This is a genomic window from Casimicrobium huifangae (assembly GCF_009746125.1).
Taxonomy (GTDB): domain Bacteria; phylum Pseudomonadota; class Gammaproteobacteria; order Burkholderiales; family Casimicrobiaceae; genus Casimicrobium; species Casimicrobium huifangae.
The window spans coordinates 2,858,932-2,882,980 of sequence record NZ_CP041352.1; the positions used below are offsets into that span (position 1 = coordinate 2,858,932).

The window sequence follows — 24,049 nt, forward strand, 5'->3', positions numbered from 1 at the left end:
CGGCCACGCTCAATCGATGACGGGTGCCGCCTCTGCCGGGCGCCGGCTGCCGGAGAACTGCGCGATGGCCACGCCGCCCAGCGTGACCGCAGCCCCCACCAGCTTGGTGCCGGTGTAGTGCTCGCCTGCCCACGCCCAGGCGACGAGCCCGGCGACGGGCGGCATCAGGTACATCAGCGGTGCGGTGCGCGCCACGCCACGGATACTGTTGACCCAGCCCCAGACCAGCCAACCCATGAAGGCGGAGATGGTGACCGCCCAGAGCATCGCCACAAACACGCTGACCGGCACCTGTGACCATTGCACGGCGAGCCCGGCTGGCAGCGAAAACAGCACTACCGGCACGCTGCCGATGATGGTCGCGTAGGTCATGGTGACGATACCGCCCAGCCGCTCAATCATCGGCTTGGCAGCGACGGTGTAATACGAGAAGAAGCTCGCCGCCACCAGCAGGAACAGATCGCCGCCGGAAGCCTTCCAGTTGCCTGCCAGCAGTTTGTCGGAGAGAAACACCAGTACGCCGCCGAAGGCGATGGCGACACCCACGATCTGCGCCCGCTGCAGGCGCTCCACACCCATCCAGCGCAGGATCAGCAGCGTAAAGATAGGCCCGCAGGCGAGGATCAGCGAGCTGGAGAAGGCGGTCGACCAGTGAATGCCATAAGTCACCATGCCGACGTGCAGGAAGTGCCCGGCAATGCCCAGCCGCGCCAGCACCCAGAAGTCGGCGCGCGTCACTCGCGGCCATCGCGTGCCGAAGCGCCAGAACAGCAAGCCGACCGCGCAAAGCGGCATGATCAGATAGCGCGCGAACAGGAAGCCGCCGGGGCCGGTAGCGCTATAGACGTACTTTTGCACGGTGAAATTGACGCCCCAGATCACGATGAGCGTCAGCGCGGCAGCGAGGGCGAGTCCAGCGCGGTGATCGGAGGCGCCGGGACGTTGGGATTGCATTGGCGCCGATTCTAGGAAACCGATGCCGACCCGTCGGCCCATCGTTGCGGCTTATGTGGACATACGTGCAAAAACTTCGGACTGGTCGGTGATAGCCGCCAACCGTCGTTCGAGCGGCAACAGCCCAAATTGCTGCCGCCAGCATCTTTTGTCAGAAATGCCCACCGAATAAGGGCTCCCAGCGCATTTTCTCCAAAACTCGACTTTTTGCATTTTCGCAGTCTATGCCGCATTCGTATGCGGATTTTCATACAAAGATACTGGTGCTGAAAGTCTACAAAAGCAAAAGCCCCGCATTGCGGGGCTTTTGGGGTAGTGGGGCGGCCGATGGGGTTCGAACCCACGACAACTGGAATCACAATCCAGGACTCTACCGCTGAGCTACGGCCGCCATTGAAATCGGTACTGCACTGCTCATCAAACGCTCTGGCACGCCCGACAGGACTCGAACCTGTTACCCTCAGCTTAGAAGGCTGATGCTCTATCCAGATGAGCTACGGGCGCCCTGTGTGACGTACATCGGAGCGTACATCGGGCACTGCCTGACTGGACAGCACACAAATTCGAGCACTGGCTTGCGCGTCATGCTTTGGTCGGGGCGAAAGGATTCGAACCTTCGACATCTTGCTCCCAAAGCAAGCGCGCTACCGGGCTGCGCTACGCCCCGAAGCTGTCGATTATAGCCCGATATCGGGGCGACCTGCTGAAAGCGGTGCCCCTTGTGTGCCGTGCGTGCCGTGACCGGCACTCAGTTCTGGATCGGGTTGCCGGCTGCGTAGGAGACGAAGCCTTCGTTGCGGAAGTTGAAATACATGCTGGCCTCGATCGGCACCGCGACACCGTTGCAGCGTGCAGCCTTGAATGTCCAGTACTGCAGCGACTGCTCGGCCGCCTGCACGAAGGCGGCATCATTGGTCTGCGCCGACACCAGCCCAGCATAGCTACCGTCCGGTCCGATGGTGAAAGTAACGCGCGCCATGCCCTCCCGCTTGCGCGCGTCGTACGGCAGGCTGACCTTGACGCGGCGATCCGGTAGCGGTGCCACCCACTCGCCACAACTGCTCGGCGCAGTTGATTCGAGCGTGCGGTGACGGGCGGGGAAGTTGGTTTCGTCGGCAAAAGCGGCTCCCGCAGCGCTGACGGACAAGGCGGCGGTCGCGACAAGAAGCAATCGTTTCATGAAGCCTCCAGATGAGTATGGACAAATCAAAGCCTCGACGGCAAGACGCAACTTACTCTTTTGTGCGCCGCTTGGCAATCGCGCCCTGCTCCGCGCCGATCCTAGGCCGAGGCGCGTCCGGCTGCGCGCTCGCCCGCCCCAACGTCGACGCGGGCCAGCAGGACAAGGCCGATCACGAACATGCCACCAGTAATCAGCAGTGCCAGGCGATGGTTGCCGGCGGTCGCCCAGGTCACCGTCCCATACAGCAGCGGCCCGATCACCCCGGCCAGGCGCACCACCAGGCCCCACAAGCCGTAGAACTCCGCAACTCGCTGCCGCGGGCTCAGGATGCCGACCAGTGCCCGCCCGCCAGACTGCGATGCGCCCAGACAAAGTCCGGCCAGATTGGCGGCCACCCAGAAGCCCGTCTGGGTATGCCAGACGTAGGCGATGACGACGGTGGCGATCCACATCAACAGCGTGATCGCCAGCGTCGGCTTGTGACCAATACGATCCTGCACGTAACCAAACAGGAAGGCACCAATCGCCGCCGACACGTTCACCACCAGCAGCAGTTTGATGGTGTCGGCCATCTTGAAGCCCAGTGCCTGTTCGGCGTACACCGAGGCCAGCGTAATGACCACGGCGAGCCCCGCCTGATAGGCCAGCCCGGCCCAGAAGAAACGGCGGAGGTCGGGGTATTGCCTGAGCTCGCGCATTGAGCGTGCCAACTTGGTCGCAATGCCACGCATCACGTGCCCGGCGTCATCCTCAGCAACGCTGGCGCGCGGCACGGCACGCTCGCGCAGGAACAGGAAAGTCGGAATACTGGCCAGCGCATAGACGACGGCCGTAATCACCAGCGTCCATGGGATGTAGTCGATGGCCTTTGCACCTGCCGCCTGCTGCGACAACACCCACCACAGGCACACACCCAGCGTGACGAGTCCGCCAACATAACCAAGGCTCCAGCCCCACGCGGACACCCTCGCGATGTGCTCGCTGGTGGCCAGTTCCGGTAAAAAAGCAGCGGTGAAATTCTCGCCGAGCGAATAGAAGACATTGCTGGCAATGAACAGCACACAGGCCGCAATCAGCCACGCGTCGCCCTGCGCCGCCACCGGCGCCAGCGCCAGCGTGGTCAATACGCAGCCAACCGTGGCCAGCGCCAGCACCCGCTTCTTCGCGGCGCGCCGGTCGGCCCAGGCGCCAAGCACCGGGCCGACGATCATCACAATCACGTAGGAGATGGCAACAACGGTCGTCCACAGCAGTGTGGCCCAGTCGGCACCTCCGGCGATCACGCTGACGAAGAACGCATTGAAAATCGCGGTGATCACCACCGTGGTGTAGCCGGAATTGGCGAAGTCGTACATCGCCCACGACCACACCTCCCGGCGGGTCACTGGCAATGCCGCGCTGTTGGTGGCGGTCGCGTTGACGGTCATGGCATGCAATCTTTCTTGCCCAACTCTGCCGGGCGGCGGGCAAGCATCGCGGCCTGCCGGTCGGCCTATTCCAGTTTTGCCTCGAACAACTCAACCGGGTTGCCGGAGGGATCTTCGATCAGCACCTGACGTCCGCCCGGCCCTTTGACCGGTTCATTGCGAAAGCGCACGCCCAGCGACCGCAGTGCGTTCAATGCGGCGTCGAGATCGTCGTGCTCAATGACGATGCGGTTCCAGCCACCGGCGACCGGTTTCGCGCCATCAGGCATCGGCTTTGCGGCCGAGGTACCCGGACCGCTAAGCCAGAGCTGCAGATCGCCACGTTCAACAATCGCAAACGGTGGCCCCCACCGATCAGCGAGCGTGAAGCCCAGCGCCTCGTAGAACGGCAGCGCCGCATCAACGTCGTTGACAAGGTAGCGAACGATGGCCATGCGTACATCCTTTCGATCTTCGGCGTACAAACGTGTCTGGCTGGCAGGACGCGGACGATTCTGCCCGAGTGGCCAGCAGGCAGCAACCGCACAGCCGTTACTCGTCACCGCAATCGTTTCTTCCCCGGCTGCAGAGCCCGCCTCCACATGCTGCACACCTGAGCTAAGATTGCCTCCGTGATCAGCACCCTGCGCACCTTCAACATCGCCAAACTGGCGTCCTGCGTCGTTGCGCGGGCCGTGTCCTTTTTTGCGCTGGCCGCAAGGGGCGTTCTTGGCGTCGCGATCGCGATTGCTTTCACCGGCTGTTCGGAGGTCAGTGCCATGGGTAAAGTCGTGTTGTTCTCGCCCGTGAGTGGCGTGGTGCTCAGCCAGGGCAAACCAGTCGCCGGCGCTGTACTGAAGCGGCAAGCACAGTGGCGATGGGGCAACAAGACCTACGACGATACGGTCACCACTGACGCTCAGGGACGCTTCTCGTTCGCTGAATTGAATGGCACCATGCTGCTCGGCAGCGTTCTGCCGCATGAGCCCTACGTCGAGCAGAGCATCACCATCGAGCATGATGGCAAGTCCTACATCGCATGGCGAACGGTGAAACGGGGATACTCGCGCAACGACGAGTTGTCGTATCTGGATCGGACCAACATCGACAATCCGGCCGGCGGCGGTGGCATGAAGACGCTGGCCGATCCGTCGAAGCCAATTGTCGTCACCTGTTCACTGGAAGCGCCGCGCGAAAAGATGGGCGACATCTCCGGCATCTGCAGGTTTGCCGGCGGCGCCGGTCGATAGCATCCAACTCGGCCCCTGCGGCCCGTCTGCTGCACGGCCAATGTCACTTTTGCCATGTTCGTTCCGTCTACGGGTAGATAGTCTGTCATTGGATGCCGGGTGCAGCAGATAGCGCCCGGCGCAAATCGCTGGTGCCACCAGCGCGGCCCTGCGGTTGCAGCAACCCCGCTTGCAGCCCAATTTTTGAAAGCGTCTGATCATGCCGGTTCTAACCCCGACTCGCGCAGCCGATATCGCCAATGGCGTCTACTTCCTGCGCACCCAGTCCGTGTCGCAGGCGCACGACGCAGACCAGCAACTGGGCTGTGAGGACATCTTCACGGTTGGCGATCCCTCGCGATTCACCGGCAGCAGCGGCGGCCTCGTCTTCTGGCACCCGATCAGCGGCTTCGGCTATGTCGCGGCTGGCAAGGGCCTGTTTCAGGGTGACGTGCTGATCGCCTGCCGCGGCACCGACGTCGTCGCCGACTGGCTGACCGATGGCAACTTTGCCATGCACAGCGGGCCGACCGGCTCGTCGGTTCACGCCGGTTTCCAGAACACCTTCGCGTCGTTCGTCAACCAGCTCGATACGGCACTGGCAACCTTGACCCGCGGCCGCATGGTGGGCACCGTGCACTGCGTCGGCCACAGCCTGGGGGGCGCGCTGGCGACACTGGCAGCGGCGCACTGCCACCAGCGAGGCATCGGCCGGCCTGAGCTTTACACCTTCGGCTCGCCGCGAGTCGGTGGCGGGCGTTTTTCGTCGGACTTGACCGATCGCCTTGGCAGCAATCACATCCACCGCGTATTCCACTTCGCCGACCCGGTGCCGATGGTCCCGTTGTGGCCGTTCATGCACGTGCCCTACGGCGGCGCTGGTAACGTGATTGGCGGTAATCGCACCAGTCTGATCAGTTTCGGCGCGCACAGCATGAAGAGCAGCTACCTGCAAGCGGTGGCGGGTCTCGGCTGGAACAACGTCAGTGCCACCACGAACAACCGCACCGCTGGACAGGTGGCGGAGGCCTGGCTGAAGGATGTTGCGAATGGCCGTGAGGCGGTTGTGCCGATGGGCGCGTTTGCCTTTGACATGCTCGGCCGCGCGCTGCGCTGGCTGGTGGACCAGAGTCTCGACCTGTTCGTGGCGGTAGCCGGGCCTGTCGCGCTTGGTGCGTTGACCTTGCTTGATCAGCTCGCCATCATGCTGGAGCGCGCGGCACAACTCACCGAAAAGATGTCGATGTACGTGACCACCCTGGTTGGCGCCATTCTGCGCTTTGCCGGCATGGCCGCGCAGAAAGGCCTGGCATTGACCCGGGCCTTCATCCGCTGGGCGCTGCAGTTGCTGTTTACGCCGATCCGACTGATGGCGAAAGCGGCATCGATGCGGCCGTTCTAGCGCGCCGCCACAACGGCGGCAGCGCGGGCTGTGCCGGCCGTGCCTAGTGCAGCGGGCAGCCGGTGGCGGCTGCGATTTCCTCGCGGGTCACGCCGGGTGCCAATTCGACCAGCTTGAGCCCGCCTTTGGTCACCTCCATCACACCGAGATCGGTGATGATGAGATTGACGACGCCAACGCCGGTCAGCGGCAGAGTGCAGGCGGGCAGGATTTTGAGATCCGTCGAGCCGTCCTTTTTCTTGGCGACGTGCTCCATCAGCACCACCACGCGGCCAACACCGGCAACGAGGTCCATCGCGCCGCCCATGCCCTTGACCATCTTGCCGGGGATCATCCAGTTGGCCAGATCGCCCTTCTCGCTTACCTGCATGGCGCCGAGGATGGCGAGGTTGATCTTGCCGCCGCGGATCATGCCGAAGCTGTCAGCCGACGAGAAAATCGACGAGCCCGGCAGCGTGGTCACCGTCTGCTTGCCGGCGTTGATGAGGTCGGCGTCGACCTGATCTTCAGTCGGGAACGGCCCGATGCCAAGCAGGCCGTTCTCACTTTGCAGCCACACTTCCATGCCTTTCGGCACGTGATTCGCCACCAGCGTCGGCAAGCCGATGCCAAGGTTCACATAGAAGCCGTCCCGCAGTTCTTTCGCGGCACGCGCCGCCATTTCGTCACGATTCCAGGGCATGTTTTTTTGCTCCTCGCTACGCTCGTCGCAGGACGAAGGACGAAGGACGACGGCGCGCGAGTGCGAGGTGGCGACACGTGTGTCGCGCACCCAGGACGCAAAGCTCGGCCATCGATTTCGTACTCTTCACACTGTAACTGTGTATCAAATGTAGATGGGATTCAGAAGGGGGAAGATGGTCAACGCAACCTCGCGTCCTAGCGCCTGCGGCGCGTCGTCCTAGCAAGCGCCAGCGAGCGACGTCCTAGCGCGAAGCGCGTCGTCCTTCGCGTCGCTACGCGCGCACCGTGCGCTGTTCAATGCGCTTTTCAGGCGTTGCATTGAGCACAATGCGATGAACAAAGATGCCCGGCAGATGCACCTGATCCGGGTCGAGTGCGCCGGTATCGACGATCTTTTCAACTTCAACCACGGTGATCTTGCCGGCCATCGCCACATTCGGATTGAAGTTACGGGCGGTCTTCCGGAACACTAGGTTGCCGGATTTGTCGGCGATGTAGGCTTTGACCAGCGATACGTCGGGAGCGATCGAGCGCTCCATGACGTACTTCACGCCGTCGAACTCGCGGATTTCCTTGCCGTCGGCGACGATGGTGCCAACGCCGGTCTTGGTGAAGAACGCCGGGATGCCGGCGCCGCCGGCGCGCAGCTTCTCGGCCAGCGTGCCCTGTGGCGTGAATTCAAGCTCCAGTTCACCGGAGAGATACTGCCGCTCGAACTCCTTGTTCTCACCGACGTAGCTCGAGATCATCTTCTTGATCTGGCGAGTGGCGAGCAATTTGCCTAGACCAAAGCCGTCGACGCCCGCGTTGTTCGACACCGCTGTCAGGCCGGTCTTGCCGGTGCGCACCAGCGCATCGATCAGCGCCTCGGGAATGCCGCAGAGGCCAAAGCCGCCGACACCGAGCGTCTGCCCGTCCTTGATGATGTCGGAGAGCGCCGCGTCGGCGCTCGGGAATACCTTGTTCACACTAAGCTCCAGACCCCCACCGGGGCATCGTGGTTGACCGCAAGATTGTACGGATTTGCCGTCACCGTTTGATGCAATGCACAAAACCGCGCCAACCCAAGCGGCTTTCACTTGGAATCACGATCAGACGCGGGCTGAAGCCTGAATATTCATAAAGTCGACAAGCGGGCAAATTGCGGCTTGAGCCCATATCCAAAAACAATCTCGACTGAAAGTTGTAAAGCCACAAGGTCGTACGAAGACGTCGCCGTCGTCGTGAATCCACCATCACAACTGCCGCCCAAATTGCGGCGGCAACCTCATGCGCGGCGCGATGGCCGCGCAAGATGGTCAGTCCGCCAGCTCTCTCCGGTTACGGAAGTATTCGAGCGCTTCCGGGTTGGCCAGCGCGTCGACATTCTTGACGTTCCTGCCGTGCACGACGTCGCGCACCGCCAACTCCACGATCTTGTTGCTCTTGGTGCGCGGAATGTCGGGCACCTGCACCACCTTCGCCGGCACATGACGCGGTGTAGTGTTTTCTCGGATGCGCTGCTTGATCCTTTCAATCAGCGCCACGTCGAGCCTGAGCCCGTCGGCAAGCTTGACGAACAGCACCACCCGGGCATCGCCCTGAAACTGTTGCCCGATCACGATCGATTCGACGACTTCGGGCAGGGTCTCGACCTGGCGATAGATCTCGGCGGTGCCAATGCGTACACCGCCAGGGTTCAGCGTGGCGTCCGAGCGACCGACGATCACCATGCCGTCGTTGGCGGTGATCTGGCACCAGTCACCGTGGCACCACAGACCCGGGAAGCGCTCGAAATACGAAGCCCGGTAACGCGCACCGTCAGGGTCGTTCATGAAATAGAGCGGCATCGACGGGAAAGTCTGGGTGCAGACCAGTTCGCCCATCTCGCCCGCAAGCGCACGCCCGTCCTCGTCGAAGACGTCGGTCGCCATCCCAAGGCCCCGGCATTGAAGTTCACCGCGATAGACCGGCAGCGCCGGATTGCCGGCAGCGAAGCAGGCCATGATGTCGGTGCCACCGGAGATGGACGCCAGATGCACGTCCGGCTTCACGCATTCGTACACGTAGTCGAAACTCTCGGGCAGCAGCGGTGAACCGGTCGACAGCACTGCACGCAGGGCGGGCAACTGGTGCGAGCGGCGCGGCACCACGCCGGCCTTCTTGATCGCATCAATGTACTTGGCACTGGTGCCGAACAGCGTGAAGCGTTCGGCCTCGGCAAAGTCCCACAGGATGCGGCCGCCATTGGCGAACGGCGAGCCGTCGTACAGCATGCAGGCGGCGCCTGTCGCCAGCCCTGAGATCAGCCAGTTCCACATCACCCAGCCAGTGGTGGAGAAATAAAACACGCGGTCGCCGTCGCGCACATCGCTATGCAGCACATGCTCTTTCACGTGCTGCAACAGTGTTCCGCCGACGCCATGCACCATGCACTTGGGCAGGCCAGTAGTGCCGCTCGAATAGACGATCACCAGCGGATGGTCAAACGGGAAGCGCTCGAAGCTTGGCTCGGTGGCGTCGTTGGCAAGGAAGTCATGCCAAGGAGTCTCCTCTGTAGGAGCGGCTCCGCCGCGATCAACCGTTGCCGAGCCCGGCCGGGGTCGCGGCGGAGCCGCTCCTACCCCATGCACTGGATGATCGTCGATGTACTCTACCCACACCACCCGTTCGACACTCGGCAGGCGGGCGGCAATCTCGCGCACCTTGTCACGGGTATCGACGGCTTTGCCGTTGTAGAAGTAGCCATTCACGGCGAACAGCACTTTCGGCGCGATTTGCGTGAAGCGGTCCAGCACGCCCTGCACGCCAAAATCCGGCGACGATGACGACCACGTCGCGCCAAGGCTCGTCGTGCCGAGCATGGCGATCGCCGCTTCCGGAATATTTGGCAGGATGCTCGCCACACGGTCGCCCGCCTGCACGCCAGCATCGCGCAGCGCCTGCTGCACGCGCGCTACGTCCAGCCGCAGTGCATCGAAACTCAGGCGACGGCGAGCTCCATGCTCGTTCCAGAACACCAGCGCGTCGTCATCGCCCCGCTTTTTCAGCAGGTTCTCGGCGAAATTGAGTTGCGCGTCGGGGAACCACCTGGCCCCGGGCATGAGGTGCCCGTCAATCAGCGCCCGCGCGCCCTGCTCACCGATGATGCCGCAGAAGTCCCACAGCTCGCGCCAGAAGTATTCCTTGTTGGCGATTGACCAGCGCCACAGGCTCCAGTAGTCGGGGAAGCGCTGACCGTACTTGTCGCGCAGGTGCTGTGTAAACGCTGCGATACGCGTGGCGGCGGCCCGCTCTGGCGACGGCGTCCACAACGGGGCCGTCATCGCGCAACTCTGCAGGAGCGGCAGTCCGCCATCACGACTTCACAGCCAGCAGGCGCGTCCGCACCGCGTCTGGCAGCGAGACGCCCTTGTTCGCGCTGCGGCTCATCCAGAGCAGCTTGCAGATGCCCGTGGCGTAGAGATCGTCACCGACAAAAATGTCATGCGTGGTCTCGACAATCTTCGGGCCAATGTCGGTCACCCGGATGGTTACCCGGACGGTCGCCGGATGGGTCACTGCACGTATGAAGCGGCAATTCGCCTCGACCAGAATCGGCACGATATCAACGCCCACCGTCTCGAAGCCAAGCTTGGCAAACCATTCCAGACGGCACTGCTCCATGTAGCGGAAGTACACCGTGTTATTGACGTGCTGGTAGGCATCCATGTCGCCCCAGCGCACCGGCATGGCGACTTCGTGCATGACCACATCCCGCAGTGCGGTGACGCTGACGATCTGTTTGGAGTGATCCATCGAAAAAACTGCCTCAATATGCGCAAAATCACCAGTTGAGCGCTAACTATAATCGGCCGATGTACTGCAGCAGCGAACCGGATTCCGGCCGCCTTGTCACGACACGGCATGGCGGCACTCTTGCCACGGTCGGTGCCGGGCCATTCACCACGCATGCGATCTCGCTGGCGCCGCTGGCGATCACCGACCGCCGCATGGAGTATTGCCTGCAACTGGCCGCACGCAACATGACACCGTATCTGCAACAACGCCGGCAACGCTTCGACGAAACCCGATGGCGCAACTTCGCACCGCAGGCGGATTTCTTCCTGATCGTTTGCCAGCCGACCGACCATGCGATGTCGGCAGAACAAACTGCCGGCTTCCTGAGCGTGCGCGACGAGCCGGATTGCCCGAATGCCCTGCACATCGGCGACATCCAGCTCGAGGCGGCGCTGTGCGGTCGCGGCATTGGCAGCACCGCTCTCGCGCTGGCAGACGCGCTGGCGCGTGATCGCGGGCGCATCGAGCTCACGCTCAACGTGTTTCGCGAGAACCCTGCCGTACGCCTTTATGAGCGCTGCGGATACCAGCGCATCGACACTGACCTGCTCAGCGGCAAATACAAGATGCGCAAGACGCTGCGCGAGCGCGTCACGCTGTGCGAGATCGAATGACCAATGACGAATGATGAATTCCGGGCCATCCCGTCATTCGTCATTCGTCATTCGTCCTGAGAGAAAAACATGACCAGCATCCGAGCCGACCGCGAGGCGATGGAATACGACGTGGTAATCGTTGGCGGTGGCCCGTCCGGCCTGGCTGCGGCGATTCGACTGAAACAGCTCGCCGCCGAGAATGACCGCGAAATCTCGGTCTGCATTCTCGAAAAGGGCGGCGAGATTGGCGCCCACATCCTGTCCGGCGCGGTGATCGACCCGACCGCTCTCAATGAGCTGATCCCCGACTGGAAGGACAAGGGTGCGCCGATTCACACGCCGGTGACCGACGACCAGTTCTGGACGCTGACGGAGACGGGCGCGTCAAAGATTCCGAACTGGACGCTGCCGAAGCTGATGAACAACCACGGCAACTACATCGTGAGCCTGGGTCGCGTGTGCAAGTGGCTGGGCGAGCAGGCGGAGGCGATGGGCGTCGAAATTTATCCTGGCTTTGCAGCGGCCGAAGTGCTGTTCAACGATGCGGGTGCCGTGATCGGCGTCGCCACCGGCGACATGGGCATTGGCAAGGATGGCGAAAAAAAGGGCGAGTATCAGCCCGGCATGGAGCTGCATGCCAAGTACACGCTGTTCGCGGAAGGTGTTCGCGGGTCACTGTCGCAGGAGTTGATGAAAAAGTTCAACCTGCGCGATGGCGTCGATCCGCAGAAGTACGGCATCGGTATCAAGGAGCTGTGGCAAATTGACCCGGCCAAACACAAGCCGGGCCTGGTGACGCACTCGCAGGGCTGGCCGCTCGACTCGAAAACCGGCGGCGGCTCGTTCCTCTACCACCTGACCAACGAGAACAACGACGCGCTGGTGGCCGTGGGCTTCGTGATCCATCTGAACTACGAGAACCCGTGGCTGTCGCCGTTCGACGAGTTCCAGCGTTTCAAGACACACCCGCACATCAAGCCGCTGTTCGAAGGCGGCAAGCGATTGGCTTATGGCGCCCGTGCGATCAACGAAGGCGGACTGCAGAGCGTGCCGAAACTGTCGTTCCCCGGCGGCGCGCTGATCGGCTGCAGCGCCGGCTTCGTGAACCTGCCGCGCATCAAGGGCACCCACAACGCGATGAAGACCGGCATGCTGGCGGCCGAGTCCGCTTTCGACGCGCTCAAGACTGATCGCCAGCACGACGAGCTGCACGCCTACAACGACGGCTGGAAGAAGAGCTGGGTGTTTAACGATCTCTACAAGGTACGCAACGTCAAGCCCGGCCTCAAGTGGGGCATGACGCTGGGCACGCTGCACGGCGGCATCCATATGTGGATGAACGACCTCGGGCTCGGCAAACTGGTCGGCTGGACGCTACGCCACGGCAAACCGGACAACGAGTATCTGAAGTCGGCAGACCAGATGCCAAAGATCGACTACCCGAAACCCGACGGCGTGATCAGCTTCGACAAGCTTTCGTCGGTGTTCCTGTCCAACACCAACCACGAGGAAGATCAGCCAGTGCATCTGCAACTGCGCGACGCCTCGATCCCGGTCAAGCACAACCTGGCCCGTTACGCCGGGCCGGAAAGCCGCTATTGCCCGGCCGGCGTTTACGAGTTCGTTGATAGCGACGATGGCGCGAAGAAACTGCAGATCAACGCGCAGAACTGCGTGCACTGCAAGACTTGCGACATCAAGGACCCACTGCAGAACATTCACTGGGTCACGCCGGAAGGCGGCGGCGGGCCGGTGTATAGCGTGATGTAGCGCACTATCCCCTCTCCCCTCAAGGGCGAGGGCACGAAATGACCCCCATGAATCCTGCCGCCCTCCTCGCGCTCTATGACGACACGATGCGCCGCAATGCGCATCCAGCCGGTATGGCGCCCGAGCGGCTGCCGCATCTCTCGCGCTACACCACATCGAGCGGCAGCCAGCGCTTCGTCATGTGGCATGACTTTGACGACAGCGACGCCGCACTGCATGTTGACGCTGAAATGGCAGCGGTGCATGGGCACGCTGGGGTACTCATGTGGAAGCTCTACCGGCACGACCGCGCGCACGACGCCCTGCGCTCGGCCCTGCTCGCGCGTGGCTTTGAAGAAAACGATCCGAGCACACTGATGGTCGCGGCCGTTGACACGGTGCTCGCCGCGCTGCCTGCTGCCCCGTCTGGCCCGCTTGCCGCGCGACAACTGACCACCGTGCGCGACCTCGACGCCTATCAGCAAATCTGGGACGATGTCTGGCCCGGGGCGCCGAATGCGCGCTACGTCAACGATTACAAGAGCCGTATCGATCAGCACGACCCCGGCATCCTGTTCTACGCAGGCTTCGCACCAGACGGCGAAGCGGTGACCAGCGGCTACATGTTCCATCACCCCGGCGATCCGATCGCCCTGCTCTGTGGCGGCACAACCAAAGCCGCGTGGCGGCGTCAGCACGCCTACACGCTGATGCTTGCCGTGCGCGCTCAGGCCGCTGCCAAGCGTGGCGCCAGCCACCTGGCGGTAGAAGCCAGCCCAGAGAGCCAGCCGATCCTGGCGCGTCTGGGCTTTGAGCCCCTCTCTACGTTGATGTTCTACGAAAAGCACATCGCCGACACGCCTGCCGCCGCGTCGTGAAAACCTTCCTGATCGACAGCATCAGCGCGATCACGGCGGAGATGGCGGGGCAGATTGTTGTCAGCGGCTCACAGGGTGCCATCAGCGCGGCGCATCTTGCCCTCGCTCACCCGCCAGCGCTGGCAATCTTCAACGACGCCGGAATGGGGCTAGACGATGCCGGGGTGCGTGGCTTACAGGTGCTTGACGCAGCTGGCGTCGCTGCCATTGTCGTCAGCCACAACACTGCACACATCGGCGAGGCCGCCAGCACGCTTGAAACCGGCATCGTGAGTGCCGTCAATGGCGTCGCTTCGCAGTCCGGTTTGCTGACTGGACAAAGCTGTCGGGCAGCGATCAGCTTTTTTCCAAAACGACCACCGGATAAGGCCTAGCGTCGGCAAATCACCTTTGTCGACTTTGGGCTTTTCTGTCGCCTCAGCCCTTATCAGATGTCACTTTCAATAGAAAGTTGAACGACCAAGCTTTAGCGCCCAGCTCACCATCCGGTCACGACAAAACGGTATGGCACGACCACCGCGCGACCGCGCATCGCGACATCGAGCTGACAACGCTCGGAGCGCAATGACTCGCTGAACCACGCCACAGACTCGTAGCGCAACTCGGGCGCCGATAGCGCTTGATTGCGCACACCACGGACTTTGCCTTCTCCGTCCACGGCAAAAAAGAGGCGCCCGCTCACCTCGCGGAGTCCCAGGCGATTCATCGCCAGAATTGGCGGGCGCGAAGGCCGGCATTGGTCCGGCAGCTGACGCTTACCGCCATCCGTCGATTCTGTCGGATGGGGGCCAACCAACGCCGGATAACCACGTACCTCGTGCGCGTCCGCCAGCTCATACCAGTAACGCGCCCGAATGGTGTCGCGCCGGGTACCGATGGCCCCGTTGTACGCGCGACCGGTATTGAACTGACCGCTCGGGCTGCCCAGCTCTGCCGCCTGCTCGAAATGGCGCAGCGCCTGAACCGCGTCACGCTCAACGCCCTCGCCTCGCTCATACATGCTGCCCAGGTGATTCAGCGCCTCGGCGTTGTTGCGTTGCGCGGCCTTGCTCATCCACGCGAACGCAACGCGATCATCGCGGACCACCGCCCGACCTCGCCAATACAGCAGGGCCATCATCAACTGCGCGTCAGCTTCGCCCGCCACGCAGGGCGTAGCGACCGCTGCAACGATCACGATGAGGCACAGGCGGATGAATTTCATGCGAAGCGCTCCCTGGAAGTCCTTGCCGGTTGTCGCACCAAACACACCTGCGCACGACGGCCCGCACCTCGGATGCTAGCTGGCAGATCCTGCCTGCGCCAGCCCACCGCGATCAACATCGTGCGAGAACTGCTAAGCATGTGAATTTTTCTTGGTTCTCTTTGAGCGCTGTCGAACCTATTGTTCTGCCATCACTTCTTTTGTTCACGCAGAGCTTTTCGCATGTCACGCAACACCGCCCCCCGTTTCACCAGCATCGCAGCAGCGTTCGCGCTGGCCGCACTTGGCGCCCCCCACGCCCATGCGCAGGTCAGTCTGCTCAATGTCTCTTATGACCCGACCCGCGAGCTTTATTCCGATCTAAATGCTGCCTTCGCCAAACAGTGGAAGGCCAAGACCAACGAGACGATCAGCATCAAGCAATCCCACGGCGGCTCCGGCAAGCAGGCGCGCGCGGTGATTGACGGTCTCGAAGCCGATGTGGTCACCCTGGCGCTCGCCTACGACATTGATGCACTCTACGAAAACGGCAAGCTGCTGCCGCAGGACTGGCAGAAACGACTGCCGAACAATGCGTCACCTTACACCTCGACCATCGTATTTTTGGTGCGCAAGGGCAACCCGAAGAAGATCAAGGACTGGAACGACCTCGCGCGCCCCGGTGTTGAGGTGATCACGCCGAACCCGAAGACATCCGGCGGTGCGCGCTGGAATTACCTGGCAGCATGGGCCTATGCGCTCAGGCAACCGGGCGGTGATGAGGCCAAAGCGCGGGCCTTCACCAAATCGATCTTCGACAACGTGAAAGTGCTCGATTCCGGCGCTCGCGGCGCCACCACCACCTTCGTGGAACGCGGCATTGGTGACGTGCTGATTGCCTGGGAAAACGAGGCCTATCTCGCCATCAAGGAGCTTGGGCCTGACAAATTCGAACTGGTCACACCGTCGCTCTCGATCCTGGCTGAACCGCCGGTGAGTGTGGTCGACAAAGTGGTGGACAAGCGCGGCACCCGCAAACAGGCGCAGGCGTATCTCGAGTTCATCTACACCCCGGAAGGCCAGCAGATTGCCGCCAAACACTACTACCGGCCACGTGACGCCAAGGTGGCCGCGCAATTCGCCAAGCAGTTTGCGCCGGTCAAACTGGTGACCATCGACGAAGTGTTCGGCGGCTGGCAGAAAGCACAAAAGACGCATTTCGCCGACGGCGGCGTGTTTGACCAGATCGCGGCGCGCAAGTAGTAACTCGCTACCGCAACCCCTGCTCAACGCCAATCGCATGAAGTCGACGACGCTCATCATCCCGGGCCTCTATGGCAGCGGCCCGGGCCACTGGCAAAGCTGGATGGAGTCGCGCATCGAAGGTGCGCACCGCGTGCAGCAGGCGGACTGGGCCATCGCGTCACTCGATGCCTGGTCGGCCCGTGTCGGTGCAGCGATTGACGACGCCGTGGGCGCTGTCTGGCTGGTCGCCCACAGCTTCGGTTGCCTCGCGGCGGTGGCGGCACTTGCTCAGCGAAGCGATCCGGAGGACCGCGTCGCCGGCATGCTGCTGGTGGCACCCGCCAACCCGGAGCGCTTCGGACCACGAGGGCTGCTGACCAGCGGTGGCTCGTCGGTCACCCAAACCACCGACCTGAAAGACACCATCACCGCACTGCTCCCGCACCGACGTCTCGGAGTCCCCGCCGTCGTGGTGGCAAGCAGCAACGATCCCTGGATGCGGCTGACGGCCGCCTCCGTCTGGGCCGACCGCTGGGGTGCGCAGTTCGAATGCATCGGTCGCGCCGGGCATATCAATGTCGAGTCGGGTCACGGCCCCTGGCCGCAAGGCCTTGCGGTACTTGAGCGGTTGCGGCACGCACACGGAAACGAACCACTTGGCCACATCGAGGCGGTTGACACTGGGTATTCGCACGCACATGGCCAGCGTGGCGAGCGGATGTTGGCGCGGCAGTGGTTTGGATGAACTGTCGCTTGCTTATGCGAAATATGCATACGCTAGTACCAATTCAGTACGTTGGCAATCGCTCAAACAGATCTAACTTTTCATCTTCATCGCCGCAGTTTCCATGACCGCCAGCACCTCCGCACTACGTCCTTGGACGTCAATCCGACGACAGTCCTCTCCAAAAAATGTTGCCCTCGCTGCCATACACCGCATACCGCGTCGGCGATCGGCGCAACGCGTGCTTCCGGGCTTCTCACTGTCGCTTGGTATCACGTTGACTTATCTGTCGCTGGTAGTCCTCATTCCGCTGCTGACACTATTTCTGAAGACTGCGCAGTTATCGTGGCCCCAATTCTGGGAAGCAGTTGCTGCGCCACGGGTGGTTGCTACCTACCTGCTGAGCTTTGGTGCAGCACTGGCCGCCGCGTTACTCAATGCAGCATTTGGCTTGCTGCTTGCGTGGGTACTCGTCCGATACAACTTTCCCGGTCGCAAGCTGATTGACACCCTGGTGGATCTTCCTTTCGCGCTGCCCACTGCTGTGGCCGGCATCGCGCTGACAGCTCTCTATTCGAAGAACGGCTGGCTCGGCAGCCTGCTTGAACCGCTTGGGGTCAAAGTGGCGTTCACACCATTGGGTGTGTTTGTGGCGCTCGTTTTTATCGGTCTGCCCTTTGTGGTGCGAACCGTGCAGCCGGTGCTTGAGGACCACGACGCGGAATTTGAGGAAGCCGCTGCAAGTCTCGGTGCGTCTCGTCTGCGCACCTTTGCGCAAGTCATATTTCCGGCGGTGCTTCCCGCGCTACTCACCGGCTTCGCGCTGGCGTTCGCCCGGGCAGTCGGAGAGTATGGGTCGGTGATCTTCATCGCCGGCAATATGCCGTATGTGTCCGAGATCACTCCGCTGATCATCATCACCAAACTTGAACAATATGACTATCGCGGTGCCACTGCGGTGGCAGTGGTGATGCTGTTTTTCTCGTTTGTGCTGTTGCTGGCGATCAATCTGCTGCAGGCGTGGAGCGCGCGCCGCTCCGGGAGACAACCATGAACGGCCTGTTTGCGGCCGGGCATCGCTATGGCCGCTTCGAGACACGCGCAGCTACCCGTGATCCGGCATGGGTGAAGTGGACGCTAGTCGGGCTCGGCGTCAGTTACTTCGCGCTGTTTCTGCTGCTGCCGCTGATCTCCGTCTTTGCCGAAGCACTGCGCAAGGGATGGGAAGTCTACTTCGCAGCCATCGTCGAACCCGATGCGATTGCTTCGATCAAACTCACTCTGCTGGCAGCTGCCATTGCAGTGCCGCTCAATGTGGTCTTCGGTGTCGCCGCGGCGTGGGCGGTTGCCAAATTTGACTTTCGCGGAAAGCAGATCTTGATCACACTGATTGATCTGCCGTTCTCGGTGTCCCCGGTGGTCGCCGGGCTGATTTACGTGCTGGTCTTCGGCCTGAACGGCTGGTTCGGCGGCTGGCTGCGTGAGCACGACATCAAGATCATTTTCGCCGTGCCGGGCATTGTGCTGGCAACCGTATTCGTTACGGTTCCTTTTGTGGCGCGCGAATTGATCCCGCTGATGCAGGCGCAGGGCAAGGAAGAGGAAGAAGCTGCCGTGGTGCTTGGCGCCTCCGGCTGGCGCGTGTTCTGGCAGGTGACGCTGCCCAACGTGAAGTGGGGACTGCTCTACGGCGTGATCCTGTGCAACGCCCGAGCGATGGGCGAATTTGGCGCCGTGTCGGTGGTGTCCGGGCACATTCGCGGGCTCACCAACACCATGCCGCTGCACATCGAAATTCTCTACAACGAATACCAGTTTGCCGCGGCCTTCGCGGTTGCTTCGCTCCTCGCCCTGCTGGCACTCGTAACCCTCATTCTCAAAACTTTCGTTGAGTGGCGCCAGGCGAAGGCCATCGCTGCCGCACAAGAGGACGCCCATTCATGAGCATTCGCGTTGAACACCTGCAAAAATCCTTCGGTACCTTTCAGGCGCTGAAGGATGTGTCGCTGGACTTTCCGACCGGCGAGCTGGTCGCCCTGCTGGGCCCGTCGGGCTGCGGCAAGACAACCCTGCTGCGAATCATCGCCGGACTCGAGACGGCGGATAGCGGTCGCGTCTGGCTTGACGGCGATGACGCCTCCGACACCCATGTGCGTGAACGCCAAGTCGGCTTCGTGTTCCAGCACTACGCGCTGTTCCGGCACATGACCGTGTTTGACAACGTGGCCTTCGGCCTGCGCGCCCGTCCACGCAAGACACGGCCGGCAGAGAGTGAAATCAGGCGAAAGGTGCACCAACTGCTGGAGCTGGTGCAGCTTGACTGGGCCGGTGACCGCTTCCCTGCGCAACTCTCGGGCGGCCAGCGCCAGCGCATCGCGCTTGCCCGCGCGCTCGCCGTCGAGCCGCGCGTGCTGCTGCTCGACGAGCCCTTTGGTGCGCTCGATGCCAAGGTGCGCAAGGAACTGCGCCGCTGGCTGCGTCGCCTGCATGACGAACTGCACGTGACCTCCGTCTTTGTGACCCATGATCAGGATGAGGCGGTGGAAGTGTCCGACCGCATTGTGCTGATCAACCAGGGGCAGGTCGAACAAGTCGGCGCACCGGACGAGGTGTACCGCAATCCTGCGTCGTCTTTCGTCTACAGCTTCCTCGGTTCAGCCAACCGCTTCCCTCTTGCCGGCAGCGATTCCGCCGTGGGTTACGCGCGCCCGCACGAGACCACCATTGTCACTGATCTCGGCCTTGCCGGTAACGCTGGCGTTGCCGCGCGTGTGAGTCGCATTCATGCCTTCGGTAGCTCCGCACGCGTTGAGTTGCAGGCGCAACACCTGACCGACAGCAAGGCTGCGCCGCAGTACTACGAAGTCGAGCTGACGCGGCAGGAGTTTGAGGCGCTGCAGTTGACCGAAGGCCGACCGGTGCATCTGGTGCCGGCAAAGCTGCGCTCGTTCGATCTGGCGAAAGCGGCCTGACACCCAAGCACACCAATTTCCCCATGAACTTTCAGCAACTCCGCATCATTCGCGAAACCGTCCGTCAGAACTTCAATCTGACCGAGGTCGGCAATGCGCTCTTCACTTCACAGTCGGGTGTCAGCAAGCACATCAAGGATCTCGAAGACGAGCTCGGCGTCGAGCTTTTCGTGCGCAAGGGCAAGCGTCTCACCGGGCTGACGGATCCCGGTCGCGAGCTGGTGACAATCGTGGAGCGTCTGCTGCTGGATGCGAAGAACATCAAGCATCTCGCAGCGCAGTACGCCAATCGCGATGAAGGCCAACTCACCATTGCCACCACACATACGCAGGCGCGCTACGCGCTGCCACGAGTGGTAGCGGAGTTCCGTAAAGCCTTCCCGAAAGTCCATCTGGCCCTGCATCAGGGCAGTCCGGCAGAGACGCTGGCGCTGCTGCTTGAAGGCAAGGCAGATATTGGCGTTGCCACTGAAGCCCTGGCTGACGAGCCAGAGCTGGCGACGTTTCCGTTCTACGCCTGGCACCATGCGGTGGTGGTACCGGCTGGGCATCCACTGGCTGCGGCGCAGCCTCTGAACTTGCGGGCAATTGCCGACTACCCGATCATTACGTATCACGAGGGGTTTACCGGGCGCGCGCGCATCGACCAGACTTTCGCTGCAGCGGCGCTCGACCCCGACGTGGTGTTGTCGGCACTCGACGCCGATGTGATTAAAACCTACGTCGAACTGGAACTGGGCATCGGCATCATCGCATCCGGTGCCTTCAACGAGGCCAAAGATCGTGGCCTGGCATTGCTCAATGCTGATCACCTGTTCCCGGCCAACGTGACGCGCATCGCGGTACGTCGTGGCCACTATCTGCGCGATTTCGCCTACAAATTCATCGAGCTGTGCGCGCCGTCACTGACGCGCAGTGTCGTGCAATCCGGCGTTACGCCTCGGGCTGAGGAAGCGGCGATCTAGGCGTCCACCTTGACGTTGGCTTCCTTCACGACGCGCGCCCACTTCACCCGCTCGGCGCGCATGAAGTCGGCAAACTGTTGCGCCGTACCGCCGCCGTCTTCAGCACCCACTGCATTGAGGCGCTCCTTGACGTCCGGCATCGCCATCGCAGTGTTGATGTCGCGATTGATCCGCTGCACGAGGTCGGACGCCATGCGAGCTGGCCCAATCATGCCGTACCACGTCGTGGCCTCAAAACCGGGATAGCCGCTCTCCGCAACAGTCGGCAGATCCGGATAGGACGCCGAGCGCTTGGTGCGGGTCTGCGCAACTGCGTGCACCTTGCCGCCCTTGACATGTGGCGTCACCGCCGCCATGGTGTCGAACGAATAGTTAATCTGGCCGCCCATCAGATCTGTCAACAGTGGGGCACTGCCTTTGTACGGCACGTGCAGCACATCGACGCCTGCCGCAACCTTGAACAGCTCCAGCGCCAGATGCTGCGCGCTACCGCTGCCCGCAGAGCCGAATGACAGCGTGCCGGGCTTTGCCTTTGCGAGCGCAACGATGTCCTTCAGCGTCTTCGCCGGTGCATTCGGGTGGCAGATCAGCACGTTCGGCGTCACGCCCACCAGCGCCAATGGAGAGAAATCGGTCTCCGCGTTGTAGGGCATCTTCGGATTCAGCGCCGGGCCAATGCCATGCGAATTGATATGGCCCATCAGCAGCGTCAGGCCATCCGTCGACTTGGCCACCACGTCGGCCGCAAGCACACCGGCAACGCCAGCACGGTTCTCGACGATGACCTGCTGCCCCCACATGGTCGTGAGCTTGGGCGCCAGCACACGGGCAAGTGCATCGGTACCACCGCCCGGCGGAAAGCCCACAACGATCTTGACCGGCCCCTGTGGCCAGGTACCTTGTGCCCATAGCGCGCCGCTACCGGCGAGCGGTGCTGCGGCGAGCGCCTTGATCAATTGGCGGCGGGTGGTATTGGGTTTGTTCATCGTTGTCCTTAGTTCCGGGTTGGTGCGCGGGTGGTAGCCGCCTGCTTCTGAAGTTCAGCCATCGCTGCAACTACGCCGCTCCCCTTGAGCGAGACGCCCGCCATGGCGAGCCCCATCTCGACCGCGCAGATCGTACCCATCAGCGACACATCATTGCATTCGCCAAGATGACCAATGCGGAACATCTTGCTCTTCACCTTGCCGAGACCCGTGCCCAACGAGGCATCAAAGCGGTCATAGATGATCTTGCGCACGGCGTCGGCATCGACACCGTCGGGCATCATGACACCGGTCAGCACTGGCGAATAGACGGCCGGATCAGCGCACTGGATCTCCAGACCCCAGGCGTTCACCGCAGCACGGCAGGCGCGCGCCAGACGTTGATGTCGGGCGAAGACGTTGTCGAGCCCCTCGCCGAGGATCATGTCGAGCGCCTCATGCAGGCCGTACAGCATATTGGTGCTCGGTGTGTACGGGAAGTATCCGGTCTTGTTGAACTCCAGCATCTCGTCCCAAGCCCAGAACGCCTTGGGAAGGCGCGCGTGTTTGCTGACCTCGATCGCCTTCGGTGAAACTGCGTTAAACGAAATGCCCGGCGGCAGCATCAGGCCCTTCTGCGAACCGGACACGGTCACGTCCACGCCCCATTCGTCATGCCGGTAGTCGGCGCTGGCGAGCCCGGAGATGGTGTCGACCATGAGAAGCGCGGGATGCCCGGCCGCGTCGATGGCTGCGCGTACCGCTGCAATATTGCTGGTCACACCGGTCGAGGTTTCGTTGTGCACCACGCACACCGCCTTGATCGCGTGCCCGGTGTCGGCCTTCAAGCGCGCTTCGATGAGATCGGCCTGCACGCCACGTCGCCAGCCCTCCAGACCTGGCAGGCCGATAAACTCTGTTTTCACACCCAAACGGTCGGCCATCTTCTTCCAGAGCGTGGCGAACTGCCCCGTCTCGTACATCAACACCTGATCCCCCGGCGACAGCACGTTGCACAGCGCTGCCTCCCACGCGCCGGTGCCCGAGGCGGGATAGATGATGACGGGGTGCTCGGTCTTGAATATCTTCTTCAGGTCCGCCAGCACTTTGAACCCGAGCGTCGCGAACTCCGGGCCGCGATGGTCGATGGTCGGCATGCTCATCGCACGCAGGATGCGATCCGGCACCGGCGACGGCCCGGGAATCGACAGTTGATGGCGTCCAGCAGGGTGGAAATTCAGTTGCAGCATGGCGGTATATCTCACGATCAGTGACGGGGCATTTTTGCATACAAAATTCATTTGTCAACCGGAATCGCAAGGGAATAAATCCCTACTCACTTGAAGCTCGGTCAATTTGTATGCAAAAATAGAGCATGGCCGAAATCATCGAACTCGCCCGCCAGGCGCTCCCACATCAGGCGGCCGCCCGGCTGCGCAGCATGCTGATCGAAGGCACCATTGCGCCCGGTGCCAAGCTGAATGAGCGCGAGCTTTGCGAGCAACTTAAGATCTCTCGCACGCCGCTGCGCGAGGCGATCAAGATGCTGGCCTCGGAGGGCCTCGTCGAGCTGCTGCCGAACCGTGGCGCCGTTGCGCTCTCGCTTGGCGAGCAGGATGTGATCGACACCTTTGAGGTGATGGCCAATCTCGAAGCGCATTCGGGCGAGCTTGCCGCGGCGCGCATCACCGACGACGAACTCGCAGAGATCCGCGCGCTGCACTTTGAGATGCTCGCAGCTTACACACGGCGTGACCTGCCGCGCTATTACGCGCTCAACGCACAGATTCACGCCTGCATCAACGCCGCCGCAAAGAACCCGGTGCTGACGCGAACTTATGCCCAGCTCAATGCCCGCCTGCAGGCGCTGCGCTTTCGTTCCAATCAGGACGGGCAAAAATGGCAGCGCGCCGTTGACGAGCACGAGCGCATGATCGACGCCCTCGCCCGCCACGACGGTGCAGCGATGCGCACTGTTCTCACTGAACATCTCAACAACAAGCGCGATGCAGTGCTGGAACTCATTCGAAGCGGCCAGCTCAATCGGGCCGGCGCATCTCTCTAAGTCATAACCCCGTAGCCTCGATGCAGCGAT

The 24,049-nt window shown here is 62.2% G+C and carries 24 protein-coding genes and 3 tRNA genes; 13 read left to right on the forward strand and 14 right to left on the reverse strand.

Annotation, left to right across the window (positions count from 1 at the left end; genetic code table 11):
• Window positions 1–9: 9 nt before the first annotated feature.
• The 7 genes from FKL89_RS12890 to FKL89_RS12920 all read right to left on the reverse strand — a co-directional run bounded on the left by FKL89_RS12890 (window position 10) and on the right by FKL89_RS12920 (window position 3,998).
• Window positions 10–954: a DMT family transporter gene (locus FKL89_RS12890; RefSeq protein ID WP_156863201.1), complete on the reverse strand. Its 945-nt coding sequence runs from the start codon at window positions 952–954 to the stop codon at window positions 10–12.
• Window positions 955–1,270: 316 nt separating this feature from the next.
• Window positions 1,271–1,345, reverse strand: a tRNA-His gene (locus FKL89_RS12895).
• Window positions 1,346–1,381: 36 nt separating this feature from the next.
• A tRNA-Arg gene (locus tag FKL89_RS12900) sits at window positions 1,382–1,458 on the reverse strand.
• A gap of 86 nt (window positions 1,459–1,544) precedes the next feature.
• Window positions 1,545–1,621 (reverse strand) — tRNA-Pro (locus tag FKL89_RS12905).
• An 81-nt stretch (window positions 1,622–1,702) separates the two neighbouring features.
• The gene (locus FKL89_RS12910) at window positions 1,703–2,134 is read right to left on the reverse strand and encodes an energy transducer TonB (RefSeq protein ID WP_156863202.1); all 432 of its coding nucleotides are present in this window, start codon (window positions 2,132–2,134) and stop codon (window positions 1,703–1,705) included.
• Between the two features lie 101 nt (window positions 2,135–2,235).
• Window positions 2,236–3,564: an MFS transporter gene (locus FKL89_RS12915; protein WP_238363355.1), complete on the reverse strand. Its 1,329-nt coding sequence runs from the start codon at window positions 3,562–3,564 to the stop codon at window positions 2,236–2,238.
• A gap of 65 nt (window positions 3,565–3,629) precedes the next feature.
• Window positions 3,630–3,998, reverse strand: coding sequence for a VOC family protein (locus FKL89_RS12920; RefSeq protein ID WP_156863203.1), 369 nt, complete (start codon window positions 3,996–3,998; stop codon window positions 3,630–3,632).
• A 177-nt stretch (window positions 3,999–4,175) separates the two neighbouring features.
• Here FKL89_RS12920 and FKL89_RS12925 point away from each other — a divergent pair, with 177 nt between their 5' ends.
• Together FKL89_RS12925 and FKL89_RS12930 are read left to right on the forward strand one after the other, a co-directional pair.
• Window positions 4,176–4,793 carry a DUF4198 domain-containing protein gene (locus FKL89_RS12925; protein ID WP_238363356.1) on the forward strand — a complete coding sequence of 206 codons (618 nt, stop codon included), beginning with the start codon at window positions 4,176–4,178 and terminating at the stop codon, window positions 4,791–4,793.
• Window positions 4,794–4,992: 199 nt separating this feature from the next.
• Window positions 4,993–6,174 carry a lipase family protein gene (locus FKL89_RS12930; RefSeq protein WP_156863204.1) on the forward strand — a complete coding sequence of 394 codons (1,182 nt, stop codon included), beginning with the start codon at window positions 4,993–4,995 and terminating at the stop codon, window positions 6,172–6,174.
• A 43-nt stretch (window positions 6,175–6,217) separates the two neighbouring features.
• On the opposite strand, the gene FKL89_RS12935 is transcribed toward FKL89_RS12930, so the two are convergent.
• From FKL89_RS12935 to FKL89_RS12950, 4 genes are all read right to left on the reverse strand, one after another.
• Window positions 6,218–6,856: a CoA transferase subunit B gene (locus FKL89_RS12935; protein WP_156863205.1), complete on the reverse strand. Its 639-nt coding sequence runs from the start codon at window positions 6,854–6,856 to the stop codon at window positions 6,218–6,220.
• 274 nt (window positions 6,857–7,130) lie between these two features.
• Window positions 7,131–7,826 carry a CoA transferase subunit A gene (locus FKL89_RS12940; RefSeq protein WP_156863206.1) on the reverse strand — a complete coding sequence of 232 codons (696 nt, stop codon included), beginning with the start codon at window positions 7,824–7,826 and terminating at the stop codon, window positions 7,131–7,133.
• Window positions 7,827–8,156: 330 nt separating this feature from the next.
• Window positions 8,157–10,163, reverse strand: a complete 2,007-nt coding sequence (locus FKL89_RS12945) for an acetoacetate--CoA ligase (RefSeq protein ID WP_156863207.1) — start codon at window positions 10,161–10,163, stop codon at window positions 8,157–8,159.
• A 31-nt stretch (window positions 10,164–10,194) separates the two neighbouring features.
• Entirely contained in the window at window positions 10,195–10,635 is a 441-nt protein-coding gene (locus FKL89_RS12950; protein ID WP_170293819.1) for an acyl-CoA thioesterase, read from the reverse strand.
• Between the two features lie 59 nt (window positions 10,636–10,694).
• On the opposite strand from FKL89_RS12950, the gene FKL89_RS12955 reads away from it, so the two are divergent.
• The 4 genes from FKL89_RS12955 to FKL89_RS12970 all read left to right on the forward strand — a co-directional run bounded on the left by FKL89_RS12955 (window position 10,695) and on the right by FKL89_RS12970 (window position 14,274).
• Window positions 10,695–11,291 carry a GNAT family N-acetyltransferase gene (locus FKL89_RS12955; protein ID WP_156863208.1) on the forward strand — a complete coding sequence of 199 codons (597 nt, stop codon included), beginning with the start codon at window positions 10,695–10,697 and terminating at the stop codon, window positions 11,289–11,291.
• A 99-nt stretch (window positions 11,292–11,390) separates the two neighbouring features.
• Entirely contained in the window at window positions 11,391–13,043 is a 1,653-nt protein-coding gene (locus tag FKL89_RS12960; protein WP_156864693.1) for an electron transfer flavoprotein-ubiquinone oxidoreductase, read from the forward strand.
• A gap of 47 nt (window positions 13,044–13,090) precedes the next feature.
• On the forward strand, window positions 13,091–13,900 hold the full coding sequence (locus tag FKL89_RS12965) for a GNAT family N-acetyltransferase (RefSeq protein WP_156863209.1): 810 nt from the start codon (window positions 13,091–13,093) through the stop codon (window positions 13,898–13,900).
• Window positions 13,897–14,274: a hypothetical protein gene (locus tag FKL89_RS12970; RefSeq protein WP_181955195.1), complete on the forward strand. Its 378-nt coding sequence runs from the start codon at window positions 13,897–13,899 to the stop codon at window positions 14,272–14,274. The genes FKL89_RS12965 and FKL89_RS12970 overlap by 4 nt, the downstream gene beginning before the upstream one ends.
• A 104-nt stretch (window positions 14,275–14,378) precedes the next feature.
• Here FKL89_RS12970 and FKL89_RS12975 read toward each other — a convergent pair whose 3' ends face one another.
• The gene (locus FKL89_RS12975; protein WP_156863210.1) at window positions 14,379–15,104 is read right to left on the reverse strand and encodes a tetratricopeptide repeat protein; all 726 of its coding nucleotides are present in this window, start codon (window positions 15,102–15,104) and stop codon (window positions 14,379–14,381) included.
• A gap of 222 nt (window positions 15,105–15,326) precedes the next feature.
• Here FKL89_RS12975 and FKL89_RS12980 point away from each other — a divergent pair, with 222 nt between their 5' ends.
• The 6 genes from FKL89_RS12980 to FKL89_RS13005 all read left to right on the forward strand — a co-directional run bounded on the left by FKL89_RS12980 (window position 15,327) and on the right by FKL89_RS13005 (window position 20,989).
• Window positions 15,327–16,346, forward strand: coding sequence for a sulfate ABC transporter substrate-binding protein (locus tag FKL89_RS12980; RefSeq protein ID WP_156863211.1), 1,020 nt, complete (start codon window positions 15,327–15,329; stop codon window positions 16,344–16,346).
• A gap of 37 nt (window positions 16,347–16,383) precedes the next feature.
• The gene (locus tag FKL89_RS12985; RefSeq protein ID WP_156863212.1) at window positions 16,384–17,073 is read left to right on the forward strand and encodes an RBBP9/YdeN family alpha/beta hydrolase; all 690 of its coding nucleotides are present in this window, start codon (window positions 16,384–16,386) and stop codon (window positions 17,071–17,073) included.
• Window positions 17,074–17,176: 103 nt separating this feature from the next.
• The gene (gene cysT / locus FKL89_RS12990; protein WP_156863213.1) at window positions 17,177–18,106 is read left to right on the forward strand and encodes a sulfate ABC transporter permease subunit CysT; all 930 of its coding nucleotides are present in this window, start codon (window positions 17,177–17,179) and stop codon (window positions 18,104–18,106) included.
• Entirely contained in the window at window positions 18,103–18,996 is an 894-nt protein-coding gene (gene cysW, locus FKL89_RS12995) for a sulfate ABC transporter permease subunit CysW (RefSeq protein WP_156863214.1), read from the forward strand. Before cysT ends, cysW begins: the two co-directional genes overlap by 4 nt.
• Window positions 18,993–20,024 carry a sulfate/molybdate ABC transporter ATP-binding protein gene (locus FKL89_RS13000; protein ID WP_156863215.1) on the forward strand — a complete coding sequence of 344 codons (1,032 nt, stop codon included), beginning with the start codon at window positions 18,993–18,995 and terminating at the stop codon, window positions 20,022–20,024. The genes cysW and FKL89_RS13000 overlap by 4 nt, the downstream gene beginning before the upstream one ends.
• Before the next feature lie 23 nt (window positions 20,025–20,047).
• Entirely contained in the window at window positions 20,048–20,989 is a 942-nt protein-coding gene (locus tag FKL89_RS13005; protein ID WP_156863216.1) for a CysB family HTH-type transcriptional regulator, read from the forward strand.
• Here FKL89_RS13005 and FKL89_RS13010 read toward each other — a convergent pair.
• The gene (locus tag FKL89_RS13010; RefSeq protein ID WP_156863217.1) at window positions 20,986–21,975 is read right to left on the reverse strand and encodes a Bug family tripartite tricarboxylate transporter substrate binding protein; all 990 of its coding nucleotides are present in this window, start codon (window positions 21,973–21,975) and stop codon (window positions 20,986–20,988) included. The genes FKL89_RS13005 and FKL89_RS13010 overlap by 4 nt on opposite strands.
• A gap of 8 nt (window positions 21,976–21,983) precedes the next feature.
• On the reverse strand, window positions 21,984–23,204 hold the full coding sequence (locus FKL89_RS13015; RefSeq protein WP_156863218.1) for a pyridoxal-phosphate-dependent aminotransferase family protein: 1,221 nt from the start codon (window positions 23,202–23,204) through the stop codon (window positions 21,984–21,986).
• A 125-nt stretch (window positions 23,205–23,329) separates the two neighbouring features.
• Here FKL89_RS13015 and FKL89_RS13020 point away from each other — a divergent pair, with 125 nt between their 5' ends.
• On the forward strand, window positions 23,330–24,019 hold the full coding sequence (locus tag FKL89_RS13020; protein WP_156863219.1) for a GntR family transcriptional regulator: 690 nt from the start codon (window positions 23,330–23,332) through the stop codon (window positions 24,017–24,019).
• Window positions 24,020–24,049 lie beyond the last annotated feature (30 nt).